This is a genomic window from Pantoea sp. Fr+CA_20 (assembly GCF_024520835.1).
GTDB classification, from domain to species: domain Bacteria; phylum Pseudomonadota; class Gammaproteobacteria; order Enterobacterales; family Enterobacteriaceae; genus Pantoea; species Pantoea allii.
In genome coordinates, this window is the sequence record NZ_JALNPN010000002.1 from 418,291 (window position 1) to 435,774 (window position 17,484).

Annotated in this window: 19 protein-coding genes and 1 other annotated feature; of the genes, 15 read left to right on the forward strand and 4 right to left on the reverse strand. The window is 53.0% G+C overall.

The window, feature by feature from the left end; translation table 11 throughout:
• The first annotated feature begins 187 nt into the window (after positions 1–187).
• The 3 genes from puuD to NR177_RS04395 are packed head-to-tail and all read left to right on the forward strand — an operon-like array spanning position 188 to position 2,808.
• Positions 188–949, forward strand: a complete 762-nt coding sequence (puuD, locus tag NR177_RS04385; RefSeq protein ID WP_256852358.1) for a gamma-glutamyl-gamma-aminobutyrate hydrolase — start codon at positions 188–190, stop codon at positions 947–949.
• Positions 946–1,503, forward strand: coding sequence for an HTH-type transcriptional regulator PuuR (gene puuR, locus NR177_RS04390; protein ID WP_096010786.1), 558 nt, complete (start codon positions 946–948; stop codon positions 1,501–1,503). Before puuD ends, puuR begins: the two co-directional genes overlap by 4 nt.
• 27 nt (positions 1,504–1,530) lie before the next feature.
• Positions 1,531–2,808: an FAD-binding oxidoreductase gene (locus NR177_RS04395; RefSeq protein ID WP_256852359.1), complete on the forward strand. Its 1,278-nt coding sequence runs from the start codon at positions 1,531–1,533 to the stop codon at positions 2,806–2,808.
• A 44-nt stretch (positions 2,809–2,852) separates the two neighbouring features.
• Here the strand turns inward: NR177_RS04395 and NR177_RS04400 are convergent, their stop codons facing one another.
• Positions 2,853–3,680, reverse strand: coding sequence for an SDR family oxidoreductase (locus NR177_RS04400; protein WP_256852360.1), 828 nt, complete (start codon positions 3,678–3,680; stop codon positions 2,853–2,855).
• A gap of 178 nt (positions 3,681–3,858) precedes the next feature.
• Between NR177_RS04400 and hisL the strand changes: the two genes are divergently transcribed.
• The 12 genes from hisL (at position 3,859) to NR177_RS04460 (ending at position 13,927) form a co-directional block, all read left to right on the forward strand.
• The gene (hisL, locus tag NR177_RS04405; protein ID WP_100396937.1) at positions 3,859–3,906 is read left to right on the forward strand and encodes a his operon leader peptide; all 48 of its coding nucleotides are present in this window, start codon (positions 3,859–3,861) and stop codon (positions 3,904–3,906) included.
• Positions 3,882–4,002 (forward strand) — a sequence feature (His leader region). (Overlaps the previous gene by 25 nt.)
• A 52-nt stretch (positions 4,003–4,054) precedes the next feature.
• Positions 4,055–4,954: an ATP phosphoribosyltransferase gene (gene hisG / locus NR177_RS04410; protein WP_063880142.1), complete on the forward strand. Its 900-nt coding sequence runs from the start codon at positions 4,055–4,057 to the stop codon at positions 4,952–4,954.
• Between the two features lie 3 nt (positions 4,955–4,957).
• The gene (hisD, locus tag NR177_RS04415; protein ID WP_256852361.1) at positions 4,958–6,265 is read left to right on the forward strand and encodes a histidinol dehydrogenase; all 1,308 of its coding nucleotides are present in this window, start codon (positions 4,958–4,960) and stop codon (positions 6,263–6,265) included.
• Positions 6,262–7,332 (forward strand): histidinol-phosphate transaminase, encoded by a 1,071-nt coding sequence (gene hisC, locus NR177_RS04420; protein ID WP_109717339.1) that lies wholly within the window; start codon positions 6,262–6,264, stop codon positions 7,330–7,332. The genes hisD and hisC overlap by 4 nt, the downstream gene beginning before the upstream one ends.
• Positions 7,333–7,334: 2 nt before the next feature.
• Positions 7,335–8,402 (forward strand): bifunctional histidinol-phosphatase/imidazoleglycerol-phosphate dehydratase HisB, encoded by a 1,068-nt coding sequence (hisB, locus tag NR177_RS04425; RefSeq protein ID WP_256852362.1) that lies wholly within the window; start codon positions 7,335–7,337, stop codon positions 8,400–8,402.
• A complete protein-coding gene (gene hisH, locus NR177_RS04430) occupies positions 8,402–8,992 on the forward strand; it encodes an imidazole glycerol phosphate synthase subunit HisH (RefSeq protein WP_109717341.1) in 591 nt (196 codons plus the stop codon). The genes hisB and hisH overlap by 1 nt, the downstream gene beginning before the upstream one ends.
• A complete protein-coding gene (gene hisA, locus NR177_RS04435; RefSeq protein ID WP_063880147.1) occupies positions 8,992–9,729 on the forward strand; it encodes a 1-(5-phosphoribosyl)-5-[(5-phosphoribosylamino)methylideneamino]imidazole-4-carboxamide isomerase in 738 nt (245 codons plus the stop codon). The genes hisH and hisA overlap by 1 nt, the downstream gene beginning before the upstream one ends.
• Entirely contained in the window at positions 9,711–10,487 is a 777-nt protein-coding gene (gene hisF / locus NR177_RS04440; protein WP_096010790.1) for an imidazole glycerol phosphate synthase subunit HisF, read from the forward strand. Before hisA ends, hisF begins: the two co-directional genes overlap by 19 nt.
• Positions 10,481–11,092, forward strand: coding sequence for a bifunctional phosphoribosyl-AMP cyclohydrolase/phosphoribosyl-ATP diphosphatase HisIE (gene hisIE / locus NR177_RS04445; protein WP_096010791.1), 612 nt, complete (start codon positions 10,481–10,483; stop codon positions 11,090–11,092). Before hisF ends, hisIE begins: the two co-directional genes overlap by 7 nt.
• A gap of 88 nt (positions 11,093–11,180) precedes the next feature.
• Entirely contained in the window at positions 11,181–11,660 is a 480-nt protein-coding gene (locus NR177_RS04450; RefSeq protein WP_109717343.1) for a YbaK/prolyl-tRNA synthetase associated domain-containing protein, read from the forward strand.
• A 66-nt stretch (positions 11,661–11,726) separates the two neighbouring features.
• On the forward strand, positions 11,727–12,524 hold the full coding sequence (locus NR177_RS04455; protein WP_096010792.1) for an ABC transporter substrate-binding protein: 798 nt from the start codon (positions 11,727–11,729) through the stop codon (positions 12,522–12,524).
• Positions 12,525–12,628: 104 nt separating this feature from the next.
• Complete coding sequence (locus NR177_RS04460) at positions 12,629–13,927, forward strand: succinylglutamate desuccinylase/aspartoacylase family protein (RefSeq protein WP_256852363.1); 1,299 nt, start codon at positions 12,629–12,631, stop codon at positions 13,925–13,927.
• A gap of 45 nt (positions 13,928–13,972) precedes the next feature.
• Here the strand turns inward: NR177_RS04460 and gndA are convergent, their stop codons facing one another.
• From gndA to NR177_RS04475, 3 genes are all read right to left on the reverse strand, one after another.
• Positions 13,973–15,382, reverse strand: coding sequence for an NADP-dependent phosphogluconate dehydrogenase (gene gndA, locus NR177_RS04465; protein WP_256852364.1), 1,410 nt, complete (start codon positions 15,380–15,382; stop codon positions 13,973–13,975).
• 136 nt (positions 15,383–15,518) lie between these two features.
• Entirely contained in the window at positions 15,519–16,319 is an 801-nt protein-coding gene (locus tag NR177_RS04470) for a glycosyltransferase family 2 protein (protein ID WP_256852365.1), read from the reverse strand.
• A gap of 48 nt (positions 16,320–16,367) precedes the next feature.
• The gene (locus NR177_RS04475) at positions 16,368–17,483 is read right to left on the reverse strand and encodes a glycoside hydrolase family 99-like domain-containing protein (RefSeq protein ID WP_256852366.1); all 1,116 of its coding nucleotides are present in this window, start codon (positions 17,481–17,483) and stop codon (positions 16,368–16,370) included.
• Position 17,484 lies beyond the last annotated feature (1 nt).

The following is a 17,484-nucleotide window of genomic DNA, read 5'->3' on the forward strand; positions in this document are numbered from 1 at the left end:
ATGGGAGTGCGTAATGCTCAAAAAAACGGCCACACCTCTAACATAGCGCTAACACAAAAAGTGTGCAAATGTAACAAATCTGTTTGAAGATTCAGCGATGGGTTGCTAGATTGACAAAATATTGCACACTTAACCGTCAGTTATGCCCTTTTCGTCAAATATTTTGAACAGCTGTTGAGGGGGAAGCATGGGCATTATTTTTGACAAGCCGTTGATTGGCGTAGTGATGTGCCAGACTCATCACCAGGGTCATCCCGTCCAGTCGGTGCATAATAAATATCTTGATGCTGTCGTTATCGCCGGTGGCGCGCCGCTCGCTCTGCCTCATCAGCTTATGGCTGCCCCGCATCTATTAGAAAACGCTATGGCTGCACTGGACGGCATCTTACTGACCGGCAGCCCAAGCAACCTTGAACCCTGGCTGTATGGTGAAGAAGGCGAGGAACCGGACGCAGATGCAGGACGGGATCGTCTGGCCTTTAACCTGATTACGCACGCCGTGGGCAAACAGCTGCCGTTATTTGGCATTTGCCGCGGCATGCAGGAGCTGGTGGTGGCTAACGGCGGTGCACTTTATCGTCACCTTAATCAGCATCCCCAGTTTCAGCGCCATCACGATGATGATGATGCCCCGCTCCTCCAGCAGTACGCTCCCGCTCACGACGTCAATATTGAACCCGGCGGATTACTGGCCGCGCTGCTGGGTACTGCGCCGTTAAGCGTAAACTCGGTGCATCATCAAGGCGTTCGTGAAGCCGGGCCTCAGCTGCGCATTGAAGCCCGATCGCCGGACGGACTGATTGAGGCCATAAGCCTGGCCAGACATCCTTTCGCGCTGGCCGTGCAGTGGCATCCAGAGTGGCAGTTGAAACCCGCGACGCCTTCCTTTCAGCTGTTTAACGGCTTTATTCAGGCCGCGCATCTCTACAAACGGGAAAAGCAACAATGAGCGATGCGACCCAGGCTCCCGGGCGACGCCTGTCGCAGATTCGCCAGGCGATGGGCTTATCCCAACGGCGCGTTGCTGAACTGGCTGGTCTTACCCACAGCGCGATCAGCACCATTGAACAGGACAAGGTCAGCCCGGCGGTCAGTACGCTGCAAAAGCTGTTAAAAGTCTATGGCCTGTCGCTGTCGGAGTTTTTCTCTGAGCCGAAGGGGCAGGATGGACCAAAAGTGGTAGTGCGCGCTGGGGATCTGCTGGAGATCGGCAGCCAGGGCGTTTCACTGAAGCTGATTGATAACGGCACCACCCGGCGAGCCCTGGGCATGCTGCTTGAGACGTATCAACCCGGTGCCAGTACCGGGGAAAAGTTACGCCACGCGGGTGAAGAAACCGGCACGCTGCTGGAAGGTCAGATTGTACTGGAGATAAACGGTCAGCAATTTCACCTCTCTGCCGGTGAGAGTTATGTCATCGATACGGGCCTGCCACACAGTTTTACCAACCCTGCCGATGTGCCTTGTCGCATCGTCAGCGCCCATACGCCCGCTAATTTTTAACCCGGGTCGACAGCCAAGGAGCTTAATATGAATTATGTGGAAAATTACTACACTGCGACAAGGAATCCACATGCGCCCTGGCCGGTATTGCAGGAGAGCGTTCAGTGTGACGTTTGCATCATTGGCGCGGGGTTTACCGGATTATCCGCCGGGCTGTTTTTAACCGAGGCCGGCTACGATGTGGTCCTGCTTGAAGCGTCACGGGTCGGCTTTGGTGCCAGCGGCCGTAACGGCGGCCAGGCGGTCAACTCTTACAGCCGTGATGTGGATGTGATTGAGCAACGTTACGGCAACGATACCGCGAAAATGCTGGGCAGCATGATGTTTGAAGGCGGTGATATCATCCGTGACCGCATCGATCGTTACGCGATTGCCTGCGACTATCGGCCTGGCGGGATTTTTGCTGCCTTTAATGCCCGTCAGATGGCGCACCTGGCAAAACAAAAAGCAGCATGGGCGCGCTATGGTAATCATGAGCTTGAACTGCTGGATGAACGTGGGATTCGGCGCGAAGTGGCAAGTGAACGCTATGTCGGCGGTTTGCTCGATAAACGTGGGGCACATTTGCATCCCCTCAACCTGGCACTGGGCGAAGCCGAAGCGATTCGCCGTCACGGCGGGCGCATTTATGAGCAGTCCGCCGCGTTAAGCGTCAACTATGGCTCACCTAATCGGGTGAAAACCGCTCAGGGGGAAGTCAGCGCCACGTTCCTGATTTTTGCGGGTAATGCCTATTTACCTTCCGAACTGGAGCCGCGCCTGAGCCGAAAAAGTATGCCCTGCGGCTCGCAGATTATTGCCACCGAACCGCTGTCCCGCGATCAGGCCCTGGCGCTGTTACCCAATAATTATTCGGTAGAGGACTGTAATTATCTGCTGGATTATTTTCGCCTGAGCGCTGACAACCGCCTGCTCTACGGCGGCGGGGTGATTTACGGCGCGCGGGAACCCGCCGACGTAGAGAAAATAATCCGCCCTAAGATGCTGCGCACCTTTCCGCAGTTACATAACGTGAAACTCGATTTCGCCTGGAGCGGCAATTTTCTGCTGACGATGTCACGTATGCCGCAGTTTGGTCGGCTGGAAAACAATGTCTATTTTATGCAGGGCGACAGCGGTCATGGCGTCACCGCAACCCATCTCTCCGGCAAACTGATCAGCGAAGTGCTGCGTGGCGATGCGGAACGCTTTGACGCTTTCGCCAGACTGCCTCATCTGCCCTTCCCTGGCGGACGGCGGTTTAAAGTGCCGCTGACGGCAATGGGCGCAGCCTGGTATGCGCTGCGCGACAGGCTCGGCGTCTGACAGCCGGTTTCTACATTCATTGCCCGGCGAGGGGAAAACCGGGCTTATTCCAGAGGCATTTTTTGCGGGTCATCGTAGCGGTACTCAAAACCCAGCTCGTGACAAATCCGCGAACCGTCTATTAGCTTACCGCTGTCGTCACCGGCTTCAGGCGCAAAGGTCGGTGGCGTCATGCCCAGCTGGCGTGAGACGCCGGGGTAGAACTGCGCACGAGACGGATGTTTCAGAGAGCACAGGTTGAACGTGCGCCCGCCTTTAGGCGTTTGTAACAGCAACAGGATGGCCTCAACCACATCATCAAGGTGAACCAAATTGACACCATGTGAACCGTTGGGCAGCGCCAGCTTACCGGCCAGGAAACGTCCCGGATGACGCTTTGGCCCCACCAGCCCTGCCAGACGCAGAATATCCACGCTGGTGCCAGGTAAATCATGCAGCCAGTTTTCCAGCTCCACCAGCGTTTTGCCCGCCGTGGTTTCCGGTAGCAAGGCGCTTTTTTCGGTTTTGATGCCTGAGCTGCCGCCATAGACGGATGTCGAGCTGGTAAAGATAATACGCGGTACGTTACGGGCCAGCGCCGTGTCTACCACGTTTTGCACCGCCTGTACGTAAGCGTCCCCGCCCTCTGCCGTGCGGCTGGCGGGCAAGGTGACGACCAGCGCGTCAACGTCGAACAGCACGTCCAGATCTTCCGCATCGCAGATAAGGTCGGGCGTCAGTTCCAGTTGAAACGCGTCGATACCGCAGCGACGGGCCGCCTCAACGCCATCCGGCGTGGTTTTACTGCCGGTGACCTGCCAGCCCCTGGCGGTTAACGCCGTAGCTAACGGCATGCCCAGCCAGCCCAGTCCTACTATTGCGACCTTTTTCATTTTGTCTCCTGCTGCAGACTTCAAGATGTTCTCATCTTAAGCCTCCGCTGAGTTGCAAACCAGTTCAAAGTGTTTCGGCGCTTTGCGAATAACAACATTAAAAAAGAGTTGCCAATTTCAACTATCTTCGTTAGGTTAATTCCACACAAATGAATAACTTTTCATTATCGAGAATTTTATGACACGCGTTCAGTTCAACCATCATCACCACCATCACCCTGACTAGTCTTTCAGGCGATGTGTGCTGGAAGACGTCTAGGATCTTCCAGTGGTGCGAACGCAAGAGAACCCCCGGAAGATCGTCTTCCGGGGGTTTTTTTATGGGCTGACGCAAATCAATCATTCAGGACAGGTCAATCAAGGGGACAGGAACGATGTTAGACAATAGCCGTTTACGCATAGCTATGCAGAAATCAGGTCGATTAAGCGATGATTCACGCGAGCTGCTGGCACGCTGTGGTATCAAAATTAATCTTCAGCAACAGCGTCTGATCGCCTTTGCGGAAAATATGCCTATTGATATCCTGCGGGTGCGCGATGACGATATTCCGGGACTGGTAATGGACGGCGTAGTGGATCTGGGCATTATCGGCGAGAACGTGCTGGAAGAAGAGATGCTGAACCGCCGCGCGCAGGGCGAAGACCCGCGTTATTTCACGCTGCGTCGCCTGGATTTTGGCGGTTGCCGCCTGTCACTGGCCATGCCGGTTGACGACGCGTACAGTGGCCCGCAGGGCCTGAACAATGCCCGTATCGCCACCTCCTATCCTCACCTGTTAAAACAGTATCTCGACAAGCAAGGCGTCAACTTTAAATCCTGTTTATTAAACGGCTCGGTAGAAGTGGCACCGCGTGCCGGTCTGGCCGACGCGATCTGCGACCTGGTCTCCACCGGCGCGACGCTGGAAGCGAACGGCCTGCGCGAAGTCGAAGTCATTTATCGCTCAAAAGCCGTGCTGATTCAGCGCGACGGCGAGATGCCAGCCGCCAAGCAGGAGCTGATCGATAAAATGATGACCCGCATTCAGGGCGTGATCAAAGCGCGTGAATCGAAATACATCATGTTACACGCGCCAAGCGAGCGTCTGGAAGACGTGATCAGCCTGTTGCCGGGTGCCGAACGCCCGACTGTCCTGCCGCTGGCGGGCGATGTCAGCCGCGTGGCGATGCACATGGTGAGCAGCGAGACGCTGTTCTGGGAAACCATGGAAAAACTCAAAGCGCTGGGTGCCAGTTCTATTCTGGTGTTGCCAATCGAAAAAATGCTGGAGTAAGCGATGAGCAAAATCATGACGCCCGTGAACTGGCAAGCGTGCAGCCGCGAGGAGCAACAGGCGCTGCTGGCGCGCCCCGCACTCTCCTCATCTGACAGCATCAGTCAGATTGTGCGCGATGTGTTGGTCAGGGTGAAAGACGAGGGTGACGCGGCGTTACGTGAATTCAGCGCGCGCTTTGACAAGGTCGACGTAAAAACGCTGCGCGTCACACCGCAGCAGATTCAGGCCGCCAGCGATCGTCTTGGTGACGAACTGAAGCAGGCGATGGCAGTAGCCATTGGCAATATTGAAACCTTTCACCGTGCGCAGATCTTACCGCCGGTGGATGTGGAAACGCAGCCCGGCGTGCGCTGTCAGCAAATTACGCGCCCGGTACAATCCGTCGGTTTGTATATTCCTGGCGGTTCTGCCCCGCTGTTCTCTACCGTGTTGATGTTGGCGACGCCTGCACGCATTGCCGGTTGCGGTCGCGTCGTGCTGTGTTCGCCTCCGCCCATTGCGGATGAAATTCTCTACGCAGCGCAGCTCTGCGGGGTGGAAGAGGTGTTTCAGGTTGGTGGTTCACAGGCGATTGCCGCCCTGGCCTTTGGCACGGAAAGCATTCCTAAGGTGGACAAAATTTTCGGCCCGGGCAATGCCTGGGTGACCGAGGCCAAACGTCAGGTGAGCCAGCGTCTTGATGGCGCGGCGATTGATATGCCCGCCGGTCCGTCGGAAGTGCTGGTGATTGCCGATGAAGGTGCGACACCGGCTTTCGTGGCCTCTGACCTGCTGTCACAGGCGGAACACGGCCCCGATTCGCAGGTGATTCTGCTGACGCCTTCCCAGTCGCTGGCTGAGCGCGTCGCCGACGCGGTTGAAGAACAGCTGGCCCAGTTGCCACGCGCCGCGACTGCCCGGCAGGCGCTGGAAAGCAGCCGTCTGATCGTGGCTCAGGATATGCAACAGTGCCTCGACATTTCCAACCGATATGGCCCGGAGCATCTGATTCTGCAAACCCGCGCGCCACGGGATCTGGTCGAACACATCACCAGCGCCGGTTCGGTTTTTCTGGGAGACTGGTCGCCGGAATCAGCGGGTGACTATGCATCCGGTACCAACCACGTGCTGCCCACCTATGGCTACACCGCGACCTGCTCCAGCCTGGGCCTGGCCGACTTTCAGAAACGCATGACCGTGCAGGAACTGACACCGCAGGGCTTCCTGAACCTGGCGGCGACCATCGAAACCCTGGCGGCGGCCGAACAGCTGCATGCCCATAAAAATGCCGTTACGTTGCGCGTTGCCGCACTCAAGGAGCAAGCATGAGTCAGGATATTGAACAGCTGGCACGGGCTAACGTGCGGGCACTGACGCCCTATCAGTCGGCCCGACGCCTGGGCGGCAATGGTGATGTCTGGCTGAACGCTAACGAGTTCCCGCTGCCGGTGCCCTTTGAGCTGTCGCAGCAAACCCTGAATCGCTACCCGGAATGCCAGCCGAAACAGGTGATCACGCGTTATGCGGCCTATGCCGGTCTCACGCCAGAGCAGGTGCTGGTCAGCCGTGGTGCAGATGAAGGCATTGAACTGCTGATGCGCGCATTTTGTGAGCCGGGGAAAGATGCCATTCTTTTCTGCCCACCGACCTATGGCATGTACAGCGTCAGTGCCGAAACCATCGGCATTGAATACCGTACCGTTCCGGCGCTGAAAGACTGGCAGTTGAACCTGCCCGCGATTGCCGAGCAGCTCGACGGTGTGAAAGTGGTCTACATGTGCAGCCCGAATAACCCCACCGGTAATCTGATTGATCAGGACGATATCCGTCAGTTGCTGGCGATGACCGCCGGAAAAGCGCTGGTCGTCGCGGACGAAGCCTATATTGAGTTTTGCCCCCAGGCGACGCTCGCGGGCTGGTTAAAGGATTATCCGCACCTGGTGATTCTGCGTACCTTATCGAAAGCTTTTGCGCTGGCTGGCCTGCGCTGTGGCTTTACCCTGGCGAATAAGCCGGTCATCGATTTGCTCATGAAAGTGATTGCGCCCTATCCGCTTGCCACACCGGTCGCCGACGTCGCGGGCCAGGCCCTGAGCGAAGAAGGCGTTGCCCTGATGCGCCAGCACGTGGAAGAGCTGAATGCCAATCGCCGCTGGCTGTTTGAGCAGTTACCACAGATTCGCGCCGTAGAGCAGGTTTTTCCCAGCGAAACCAACTATATTTTGGTGCGCTTTACTGACTCGCCGCGAGTCTTTAAAACCTTGTGGGATCAGGGCATTATTTTGCGTGACCAAAACAAGAATCCCGGCCTTGCAGGCTGCCTGCGTATCTCTGTGGGAACCCGAACAGAGTGCGAACGCCTGATCGCCGCGCTGCAAGCCTTATCTCTGGAGTAAGCATGAGTCAGAAGACCCTTTTTATTGACCGCGATGGCACGATTATCTCTGAACCTCCGCAGGATTTTCAGGTGGATCGCATGGATAAGCTGGCATTTGAGCCGGATGTGGTGCCCGCGCTGCTGGCGCTTCAGGACGCAGGCTATCAGCTGGTGATGATCACCAATCAGGACGGTCTGGGCACGGACAGTTTTCCTCAGGCCGATTTTGATGGCCCGCACAATCTGATGATGCAGATCCTGAACTCGCAGGGCATTCGCTTTAGCGACATTTTGATCTGCCCACATAAGCCAGACGATCACTGCGACTGCCGCAAGCCAAAAACCAAAATGGTGGAAGCCTGGCTGGCAGAGGGCGCACTCGACATCACGCAAAGCTTTGTGATTGGCGATCGTCAGACCGATATTCAGCTGGCCGAGAACATGGGCATTCAGGGCATTCGCTACGGCACAGAAGGTCAGGACTGGAAAGCCATTCAGCAACAGCTGACACAACGCGATCGCTATGCACTGGTACAGCGCAACACCAAAGAAACCCAGGTGCGCGTCGAGGTCTGGCTGGACCGTGAAGGCGGTAGCAAAATCAATACCGGTGTGGGGTTCTTTGACCACATGCTGGATCAGATTGCCGTACACGGCGGCTTTCGCATGAACATCGAAGTAAAAGGCGATCTGTACATCGACGATCACCACACGGTTGAAGATACCGGTCTGGCACTGGGTGAAGCACTGCTGAAAGCCCTGGGCGATAAACGCGGCATTGGTCGGTTTGGCTTTGTGCTGCCAATGGACGAATGCCTGGCACGCTGCGCGCTGGATATTTCCGGTCGTCCGCATATCGAATTCAAAGCGGAATTCAGCTACCAGCGCGTGGGCGATCTCAGCACGGAGATGGTGGAACATTTCTTCCGTTCGCTGTCCTACGCCATGATGAGCACCCTGCACCTGAAGACGAAAGGTAAAAACGACCACCACCGTGTGGAAAGCTTGTTCAAAGCCTTTGGCCGTACGCTGCGTCAGGCCATTCGCGTTGAGGGAAATACCCTGCCGAGCTCGAAAGGAGTGCTCTAATGAACGTGGTGATCCTGGATACGGGCTGTGCCAACCTGTCATCGGTAAAGTGGGCCGTTGAACGTCTGGGCTACGCGCCAGAGGTCAGCCGCCATCCTGACGTGGTGCTGCGCGCCGATAAGCTGTTTCTGCCGGGCGTAGGCACGGCGCAGGCCGCCATGAATCAGTTAGAAGCGCGCGAGCTTATTGAGCTGGTCAAAGCCTGTACGCAACCGGTCTTAGGTATTTGTCTGGGGATGCAACTGCTGGGCAGCCACAGCGAAGAGAACGGCGGCGTGCCGACGCTGGGCATTATCGACCAGCCGGTTTCGCTGATGGATACTCAGGGATTGCCGCTGCCGCACATGGGCTGGAACCAGATTACCTCGCAGGCCGGAAATCATCTGTTTCGCGGCATCGATGAAGGCAGCTATTTCTACTTCGTCCACAGCTATGCCATGCCGGTAAACGCCAGCACCATTGCCCAGTGCCACTATGGCCAGGCCTTTACCGCCGCAGTGCAGAAAGATAATTTCTTTGGCGTGCAGTTCCACCCGGAACGCTCTGGCAAAGTGGGCGCACAGTTGCTGAAAAACTTCCTGGAGATGTAATGATTATCCCCGCATTAGATTTAATCGATGGCAAGGTCGTGCGCCTGCATCAGGGTGATTATGCGCAACAGCGTGATTACGGCAGCGATCCCCTGCCCCGTTTGCAGGACTACGCAGGCCAGGGCGCAACGGTATTGCACCTTGTTGACCTGACCGGTGCCAAAGACCCGGCTAAACGCCAGATTGCCTTACTGAAAAACCTGCTCAACGGCGTAAATGCGATCGTGCAGGTTGGCGGTGGTATTCGTACCCGGGATGACGTAAAAGCGTTGCTGGATGCGGGCGCCAGCCGGGTCGTTGTCGGTTCAACCGCCGTTAAACAGCCCGAGGACGTCAAAGCCTGGTTTCAGGAATTTGGCCCCGAGGCCATCGTGCTGGCGCTGGACGTCCGTATTGATGCGGCGAACCGTAAAGACATCGCCATCAGCGGCTGGCAGGAAGCGGCCGGTGTGACGCTGGAAGAGGTGATCGAACAGTTTCAGCCCGTTGGCCTCAGGCATGTCCTCTGCACGGATATTTCCCGCGACGGTACGCTCAGCGGCTCGAATGTGGAACTGTATAAAGAAGTGACCGCGCGCTTTCCGCAGATTGCGTTTCAGTCGTCGGGCGGTATTGGTGAACTCAGTGATATTGCCGCCTTACGCGGCAGTGGCGTTCAGGGCGTGATTGTCGGGCGTGCGCTGCTGGAAGGTAAATTTACGGTTTCGGAGGCAATAGCATGCTGGCAAAACGGATAATTCCCTGTCTTGATGTGCGTGACGGTCAGGTGGTGAAAGGCGTTCAGTTTCGTAATCATGAAATTATCGGTGATATCGTGCCGCTGGCGCAGCGCTATGCGGAAGAAGGGGCCGACGAACTGGTATTTTATGATATCACCGCCTCATCAGATGACCGTGTGGTGGATAAAAGCTGGGTTTCACGCGTCGCTGAGGTTATCGATATTCCTTTCTGCGTGGCGGGCGGGATTAAAACCCCGGAAGATGCAGCCCGGATTCTGGAGTTTGGTGCGGATAAAATCTCCATCAACTCCCCTGCCCTAGCCGATCCTTCCTTGATCACCCGGCTGGCCGACCGCTTTGGCGTGCAGTGCATCGTAGTGGGCATTGATACCTGGTTTGATGATGCCAGCGGCAAATATCATGTTAATCAGTACACGGGCGATGAATCCCGGACGCGCGTCACACAGTGGGAAACGCGCGACTGGGTGCAGGAAGTGCAGAAGCTTGGCGCAGGTGAGATTGTCCTGAACATGATGAATCAGGACGGCGTGCGCAATGGCTATGACCTGATACAGCTAAAGACAATGCGTGAAGTGTGCAAGGTGCCGCTTATCGCCTCCGGTGGCGCAGGTACCATGGCCCACTTCCTTGAGGCCTTTGAACAGGCCAACGTTGACGGTGCCCTTGCGGCATCGGTGTTTCACAAACAGATTATTAATATCGGCGAGCTGAAACGCTTTCTGATCGACAACGGTGTGGAGATTCGCGCGTGTTAACTGAACAACAGTTGTCCCGGTTAGACTGGGAAAAGACCCAAGGCATGATGCCCGTTATCGTCCAGCACAGCGTATCTGGCGAAGTTCTGATGCACGGTTATATGAACCAGGATGCGCTGAAGAAAACCCTGCAGGACGGTAACGTGACGTTTTTTTCACGTACCAAAAACCGGCTGTGGACCAAAGGTGAAACCTCTGGTCACTTTTTGCAGGTCGTCAGCATTACGCCGGACTGTGACAACGACACGTTGCTGGTGCTGGCGAACCCGATTGGCCCAACCTGTCATCTTGGTACGTCCAGCTGCTTCTCGCCTGCTGCCCCTGACTGGACGTTCCTCTATCAGCTGGAACAACTGCTGGCATCACGTAAAAGCGCCGATCCGGACAGCTCTTACACCGCGAAACTCTATGCCAGCGGCACCAAGCGCATTGCACAGAAAGTCGGTGAAGAAGGCGTCGAAACCGCACTGGCGGCGACGGTGAACGATCGCGAAGAGCTGACCAATGAAGCCTCAGATCTGATCTATCACCTGCTGGTACTCCTGCAGGACCAGGCGTTAGACTTCAGCACGATTATCAGTAATCTGCGCGCCCGTCATAAGTAGATTGTCCTCTCTGCTGCTCCTCCGTCAGGCGGGCAGCAGCGTTACAAAAAGGCGCGGTGGCGCCTTTTTTATTAAAACGGAAAAGCCGATGCTCAGTACCCATGAAAAATTGATCGCGTTGCTCGATCAACATCAGGCACGTTACCGGCTGGTCGCCCATCAGCCCAGCGGCAAATGTGAAGCCGTCGCACAACTCCGCGGCACCGATGTCGGTCAGGGTGCAAAGGCGCTGGTGTGCCATGTCAAAGGCAATGGGGTTAAACAGCATGTGCTGGCGGTGTTGCCGGCCGACCAGCAGGCGGACCTGTCCAAAGTGGCTGCGGCAGTGGGCGGACGCCGAGCCTCACTCGCCTCACCGGCGGAAGTGGACAGCCTTACCGGCTGTGTATTTGGCGCTATTCCGCCATTCAGCTTTCATCCCGATTTGCTGCCGATAGTCGATCCGCTGCTGTTTGAACGTTACGATGAGATTGCGTTTAATGCGGGCGTGCTGGACCACTCCGTCATCCTGAACACCCAGGATTACCGTGCACTTTGTGGGGCTAACACTGTGAAAATCATCCTCTAATTGCCATCACCCCGGTCGAAAGGTACTCTGCGTAATACAACATTACGACAACAGAAGATCTTAACTATGGCAACGAAAACCCTCAAAACCCGCCTGCGCGCTGCGCTGGCACTGGCCGTGCTTGCCGGTTGTGCGTTCGGCGCACAGGCAAAAATCGAACAGGTCCGCTTCGCCGTCGATCCCACCTATCCGCCTTTCGAATCAAAAACCCCGCAGGGCAAACTGGTGGGGTTCGATATCGACTTAGGCAACGCCCTGTGTGCACAGATGCAGGCGAAGTGCGTGTGGGTGGAAAGTCAGTTCGACGGCATGATCCCGGCACTCAAAGCCCGTAAATTCGATGCCATCCTGTCTGACATGGGCATTACAGAAGAGCGTTTGAAGCAAATCGACTTTACCCAGCCGCTTTACGATACCCACACTCAGCTTATCGCACGCAAAGGTTCTGGCCTGTTACCGACGCCAGAGTCGCTCAAAGGGAAAACGGTTGGTGTAGAACAGGGCACGGTGCAGGAACGTTATGCCCGCGCCAAATGGCAGCCGCATGGCGTCACCGTGGTGCCTTACGGCGATCAGGCTCAGGTGGAAAGCGATTTAGTAGCCGGACGCCTTGACGCAGTCTTTACCGATGCCGCGCAGGCCGCCAATGGTTTTCTGAAGCAGCCGCAGGGCAAAGATTTTGCGCTCGCAGGCCCGATTGTTCAGGACCCCATTATCGGTCCAGGCACGGCTATTGGCCTGCGCAAAGATGACACCGAGCTGAAAACGGCGCTGGATAATGCCTTTGATGAAATCAAGAAAAACGGCACCTTTGATAAGATTCAGAAGCACTATTTCTCGACCGACATTTCCATTCAAAAGTAAGGTCATGAAGGGCATTTTCGCCCTTCGGCCTCTGCAGGGCTATACTCAATGACTTTATGGGCAGCGCTTGCTGCCCTGAACCGACAAAAGGACATTAACACGGTATGTACCAACAACATCACCCCTTGTTAAGCGCCTCTCTCGGCACCCAGCGTGAAATCATCAGTTTTCATTTTGGCGATGACCCTACGCGACAGGTTTATATCCAGGCAGCCTTGCATGGGGATGAAATACCCGGCATGGCTGTCGCGTGGTTTTTGAAACAGCGTCTGCAAACCCTGGAGTCCGCCGGACGGTTGAAAGCGTCGTTTACGCTCATCCCGGTTTCTAATCCTCTGGCGCTCAGCCAGCACTGGCATGGCACCCATTTAGGGCGATTTCATACCCAGACCGGACAAGACTTTAACCGTAAGTTTCCGTCGCTTGGCGCGTCGCTGGCTAATGAACTGGCCACTGTCCTGACGCCAAACGAAACCCAGAACAAGCGGCTGATTCGCGATGCGATCGATCGCCACTACCGTGATACCGTGCCCAAAACGGAGCTTGAAGCACAGCGTTTCACGCTGATGCGCATGGCCAGCCAGGCTGATTTAATGATCGACCTGCATTGCGACTGGGAAGCCCTGCCGCATCTGTATACCACGCCTCATGCGTGGCCGGAGGTTGAACCGCTGGCACGCTGGTTAGGCAGTGAAGTTCAACTGCTGGCGCAAATTTCCGGCGGAGAGCCATTCGATGAAGCCTGTTGTGAACCCTGGCTGACGCTGGCTGACCGCTTTGGCGAACAATTTCCGATGCCGCAGGGCTTGTTACCTGTGACGCTTGAACTTCGGGGCGTGCGCGACGTGTCACCAGAGCAGGCGGAGCAGGATGCCGATGCGATTATCAGCGCGCTACAGGAATCGGGCTACATTACCGCCAGTGAGGCTGCCGTTTCTGTCGAGGTCGCGGCACCGGTTATCGGCGGTGATGAGTTGGTGTCGGTCGCCAGCGGCGGTGAAGATGTAGTAGGCGTTGACGAGAGCGGTACCGGACTCGGCGCTCCGGGTGTGGCAACGAGCATTGATGAAAGCAGCATTATTAAACAGCGTCATATCGAAGGGACATCCGCCCTGTCGCCTGCGCTGAAAAATCCCCCTACTCCGCTTGCGGGTTGCGAATATGTTCACTCGCCGGTGTCGGGACTGATTCTGCATCGTAAACCTCTGGGTGCGCTTATCAGGCCAGGTGAAGTGGTCGCGGAGATTGTCGATCCGGTAACGGACCATATCACACCACTGGTGGCGGAGTTCGGTGGGATACTTTATGCCCGTCACTGGGCCAGATTTGCCACTGCAGGGATGTTGGTGTTGAGGCTGGCGGGAGAGAAGTCGGTGAGGAGCGGGGATTTGTTGGTGGGTTAAAAAAAGGCTTCCTGTGGGAAGCCTTTTTGCTTTACTGCGGATTGATTAATCTAACCACTCGGTATGGAACACACCGTCTTTATCAATACGCTTATAAGTGTGCGCACCAAAGTAGTCACGTTGTGCCTGAATCAGGTTGGCAGGCAGAACCTCTGAACGATAGCTGTCATAGTAAGCAATCGCTGCTGAGAAAGTTGGTGTTGGAATCCCGTTCTGTACGGCATAAGCAACCACATCACGCAGTGCCTGTTGGTACTGGTCAGCAATATCCTTGAAGTAAGGCGCCAGCAGCAGGTTAGCGATGCCTGCATTCTCTGCATACGCATCCGTAATTTTCTGCAGGAATTGCGCACGGATAATACAGCCAGCACGGAAAATCTTCGCGATTTCACCATACTGCAGATCCCAGTTATTCTCGTCTGATGCTGCACGCAGCTGCGAAAAGCCCTGTGCGTAAGAAACGATTTTACCCAGATACAGAGCGCGACGAACTTTTTCAATGAATTCAGCTTTATCACCGGTAAAGGCTTTAGCCTGAGGACCGCTCAGCACTTTTGAGGCAGCAACACGCTGAGTCTTCAGTGAAGAGAGATAGCGCGCAAACACCGATTCGGTAATCAGCGACAGCGGCTCACCGAGATCGAGCGAACTCTGGCTGGTCCATTTACCCGTACCCTTGTTGGCTGCTTCATCAAGAATGACATCAACCAGGTAGTGACCTTCTTCATCTTTCTTAGTGAAGATGTCCTTGGTGATATCGATCAGATAACTACTCAGTTCACCGTTATTCCACTCAGTGAAGGTTTCGGCCAGTTCTTCATTGTTAAGGCCGAGTGCCCCTTTCAGCAGAGCATAAGCCTCAGCAATCAGCTGCATATCGCCATATTCGATACCGTTATGAACCATTTTAACGTAATGGCCAGCACCGTCCGGACCGATATAAGAGACGCAAGCCTCACCGTCTTCCGCACGTGCAGCAATCTTATCAAGAATAGGCGCAACCAGCTCATACGCTTCTTTCTGACCGCCAGGCATGATTGAAGGGCCTTTCAGTGCACCCTCTTCGCCGCCAGAAACACCGGTACCGATGAAGTTGAAACCCTGATCCGAAAGCTCTTTATTGCGACGGATGGTATCTTTATAGAAAGTATTCCCCCCATCGATCAGGATATCGCCCTTATCAAGGTGCGGCGTCAGTGAAGCAATCGTTTTATCTGTTGCTTCACCAGCTTGTACCATCAGAAGGATACGGCGCGGTTTTTCGAGCGAGTCAACAAACTCTTCAACGGTGTAGAACGGCGCAAGTTTCTTGCCTGGATTATCAGCAATCACTTCATCTGTCTTCTCGCGTGAACGGTTGAAGACAGAAACGGTGTAACCGCGGCTCTCGATGTTAAGGGCGAGGTTGCGTCCCATCACTGCCATACCTACGACGCCGATCTGTTGCTTGGACATTTTTTACTCCTGTCTGAAGATCAATCCACTAATGTTAATGTGATCTGTAAAGGTAAGGACATGATACTAATAACAGACCATCCGTGGAAGTTAATTAAAACAAAGAATAAGTGTAGGGGAAAATATGTAACAGACGTTAACTAAACTGACTTAAGCATTTTTTGTTCAAACGCACCCTAATAACGTCATTGCACCAACCCCATTTATTAAAGTACTTTAAAGCGGATACGATATGATAAAAAAGAAACTTATAATTAATATAAGATCGCCGCTGTGCTTCGTGATAAACTTTGGATAAAGGACAGTATGCTACTCTCAAATCAGAATCACAGAGACGCCGAGACAAATCCACGTCTTCAAAATAGAGGAAAAACCTTTCATCAAAGCCATTAGAATACTTTATCGCAGAATTGCTTAATAGCATACAGCAACCAGAAAACGACGGAGCAAAAAAAGATTTATTATAATCGGCATGATGTAATTCATATTCTTCGTTCAGTTTATTTTTATTATTGAGAAACCTGCGTATGAAAAGTTGAGTAGGATTTGGCAATAGCTTGCAAGCATATTGTAGCGTCCCATCAGGATATAGTATTTTTGGAATTGAAAAGTCTATTTTGTTTTTAACGCAATAGGAATACAGGCTAGATATCTCACCCTTAGAGAAAGAAATATCGGGATTACAAACAAGAAAATAATCCGCTAAATCAATATACTTTGAGAAAACAGAATTATGGCCTGCACCGAAGCCATGATTGTATGGGTTAGTGAGTAGCTCTATTTTGGGGTTAATCAAATCGGAAAGCCATCTACAGTGATTACCATTATCGACAAGTACAATCTTATCAATACTTTCGTCACTAATTAATGAATCCAGTGTGTCCTTAACATCATTATAATTATGTTTATATAAAACTACAGAAGCTATAATTTTCACTATTCACCATCACAAACCTAAAAAAGTAATTTATTATCTCACCAATCGCTATCGATTTGCAGAAAGAACGTTTCTGGTAACCTCTAGAAATATTTTATGCCGACTATTATCGGGTTCAAGGTACGCACTTTCAGACCATTCATTCCATGCATTAATAAATAAAAGTGGCTGATGAGAATTAGATAATTTATTAACAGCTTCGAAAAGTGCTTCCTCATAGCGCTCAGCAGAAACATTGTCGAACAACGTTGCCTTTTTACCATAACGTGCCGTATTATCCCAATCTGGGAAAATAGAATGATAGACCGGCTTATCATGAATAAAGTTCTCGCTTCTTTTTAGAGACGAAATAAAATCAATATAATCAAACCTATTCAAACCACCGCCCCCATTTCGAAATTGAGAAATTAGAGATTGAATACTTTCTGGCATACTGCGTGCAATTTTCTCTAGAGCTGAAAACTTACTTTTTTTAAGGTGGAAATTTATTGCATAACGAGGGTTAAAATTCATAACCGCATCAAAAAGCCCATAGATATATTCTGCATTAGAAATTTCGTAACTTCTACATGCAATAATATACAAACCATCAAAACCATCTTTTCTTGCAAGTTCTTTAAACCTTTCTAATATTTTTTGCAAAGAAGGTATGATTTCAGGCCGGTAAATATTCAAAACAGGCTTATTATCTATTCTGTAATATCTTTCATCCTTAAAAAAACCACTCAAATAGTTGTAGTGCTCAACAATTTCAGCGTCACTATTATAATAATTCTGTTTAATAAGGAATTCGTTCGGTTTGCCAATCCATTGTCGGGTCCAACTCTCATTGGCCCAAGTCATCATGAATTTAATGTTAATCGAAGGCTGTGAAATCAAATTTTTGATGGGAATATCGAGATGGGCCTGTCCGTCAAACCAATAATGATAGAAATTAAATCCAGATATAAAATACTCTGCTGCAAGCTCTGCTTGAGATTTAATTACTTCTGGGTTTGATTGGTCAAGATAACCATTCGCAGGAAAACGAGGCTGATTATGCATAGAAAACTGGGGACGCGCATCTCGAACTAAATTCCAGTCTGTAAATCCTTCACCCCACCATTTAGAATTTTCGACCGTAGGGTAAAATTGTGGAAAATAAAAGGCAAATGTATCAATCATT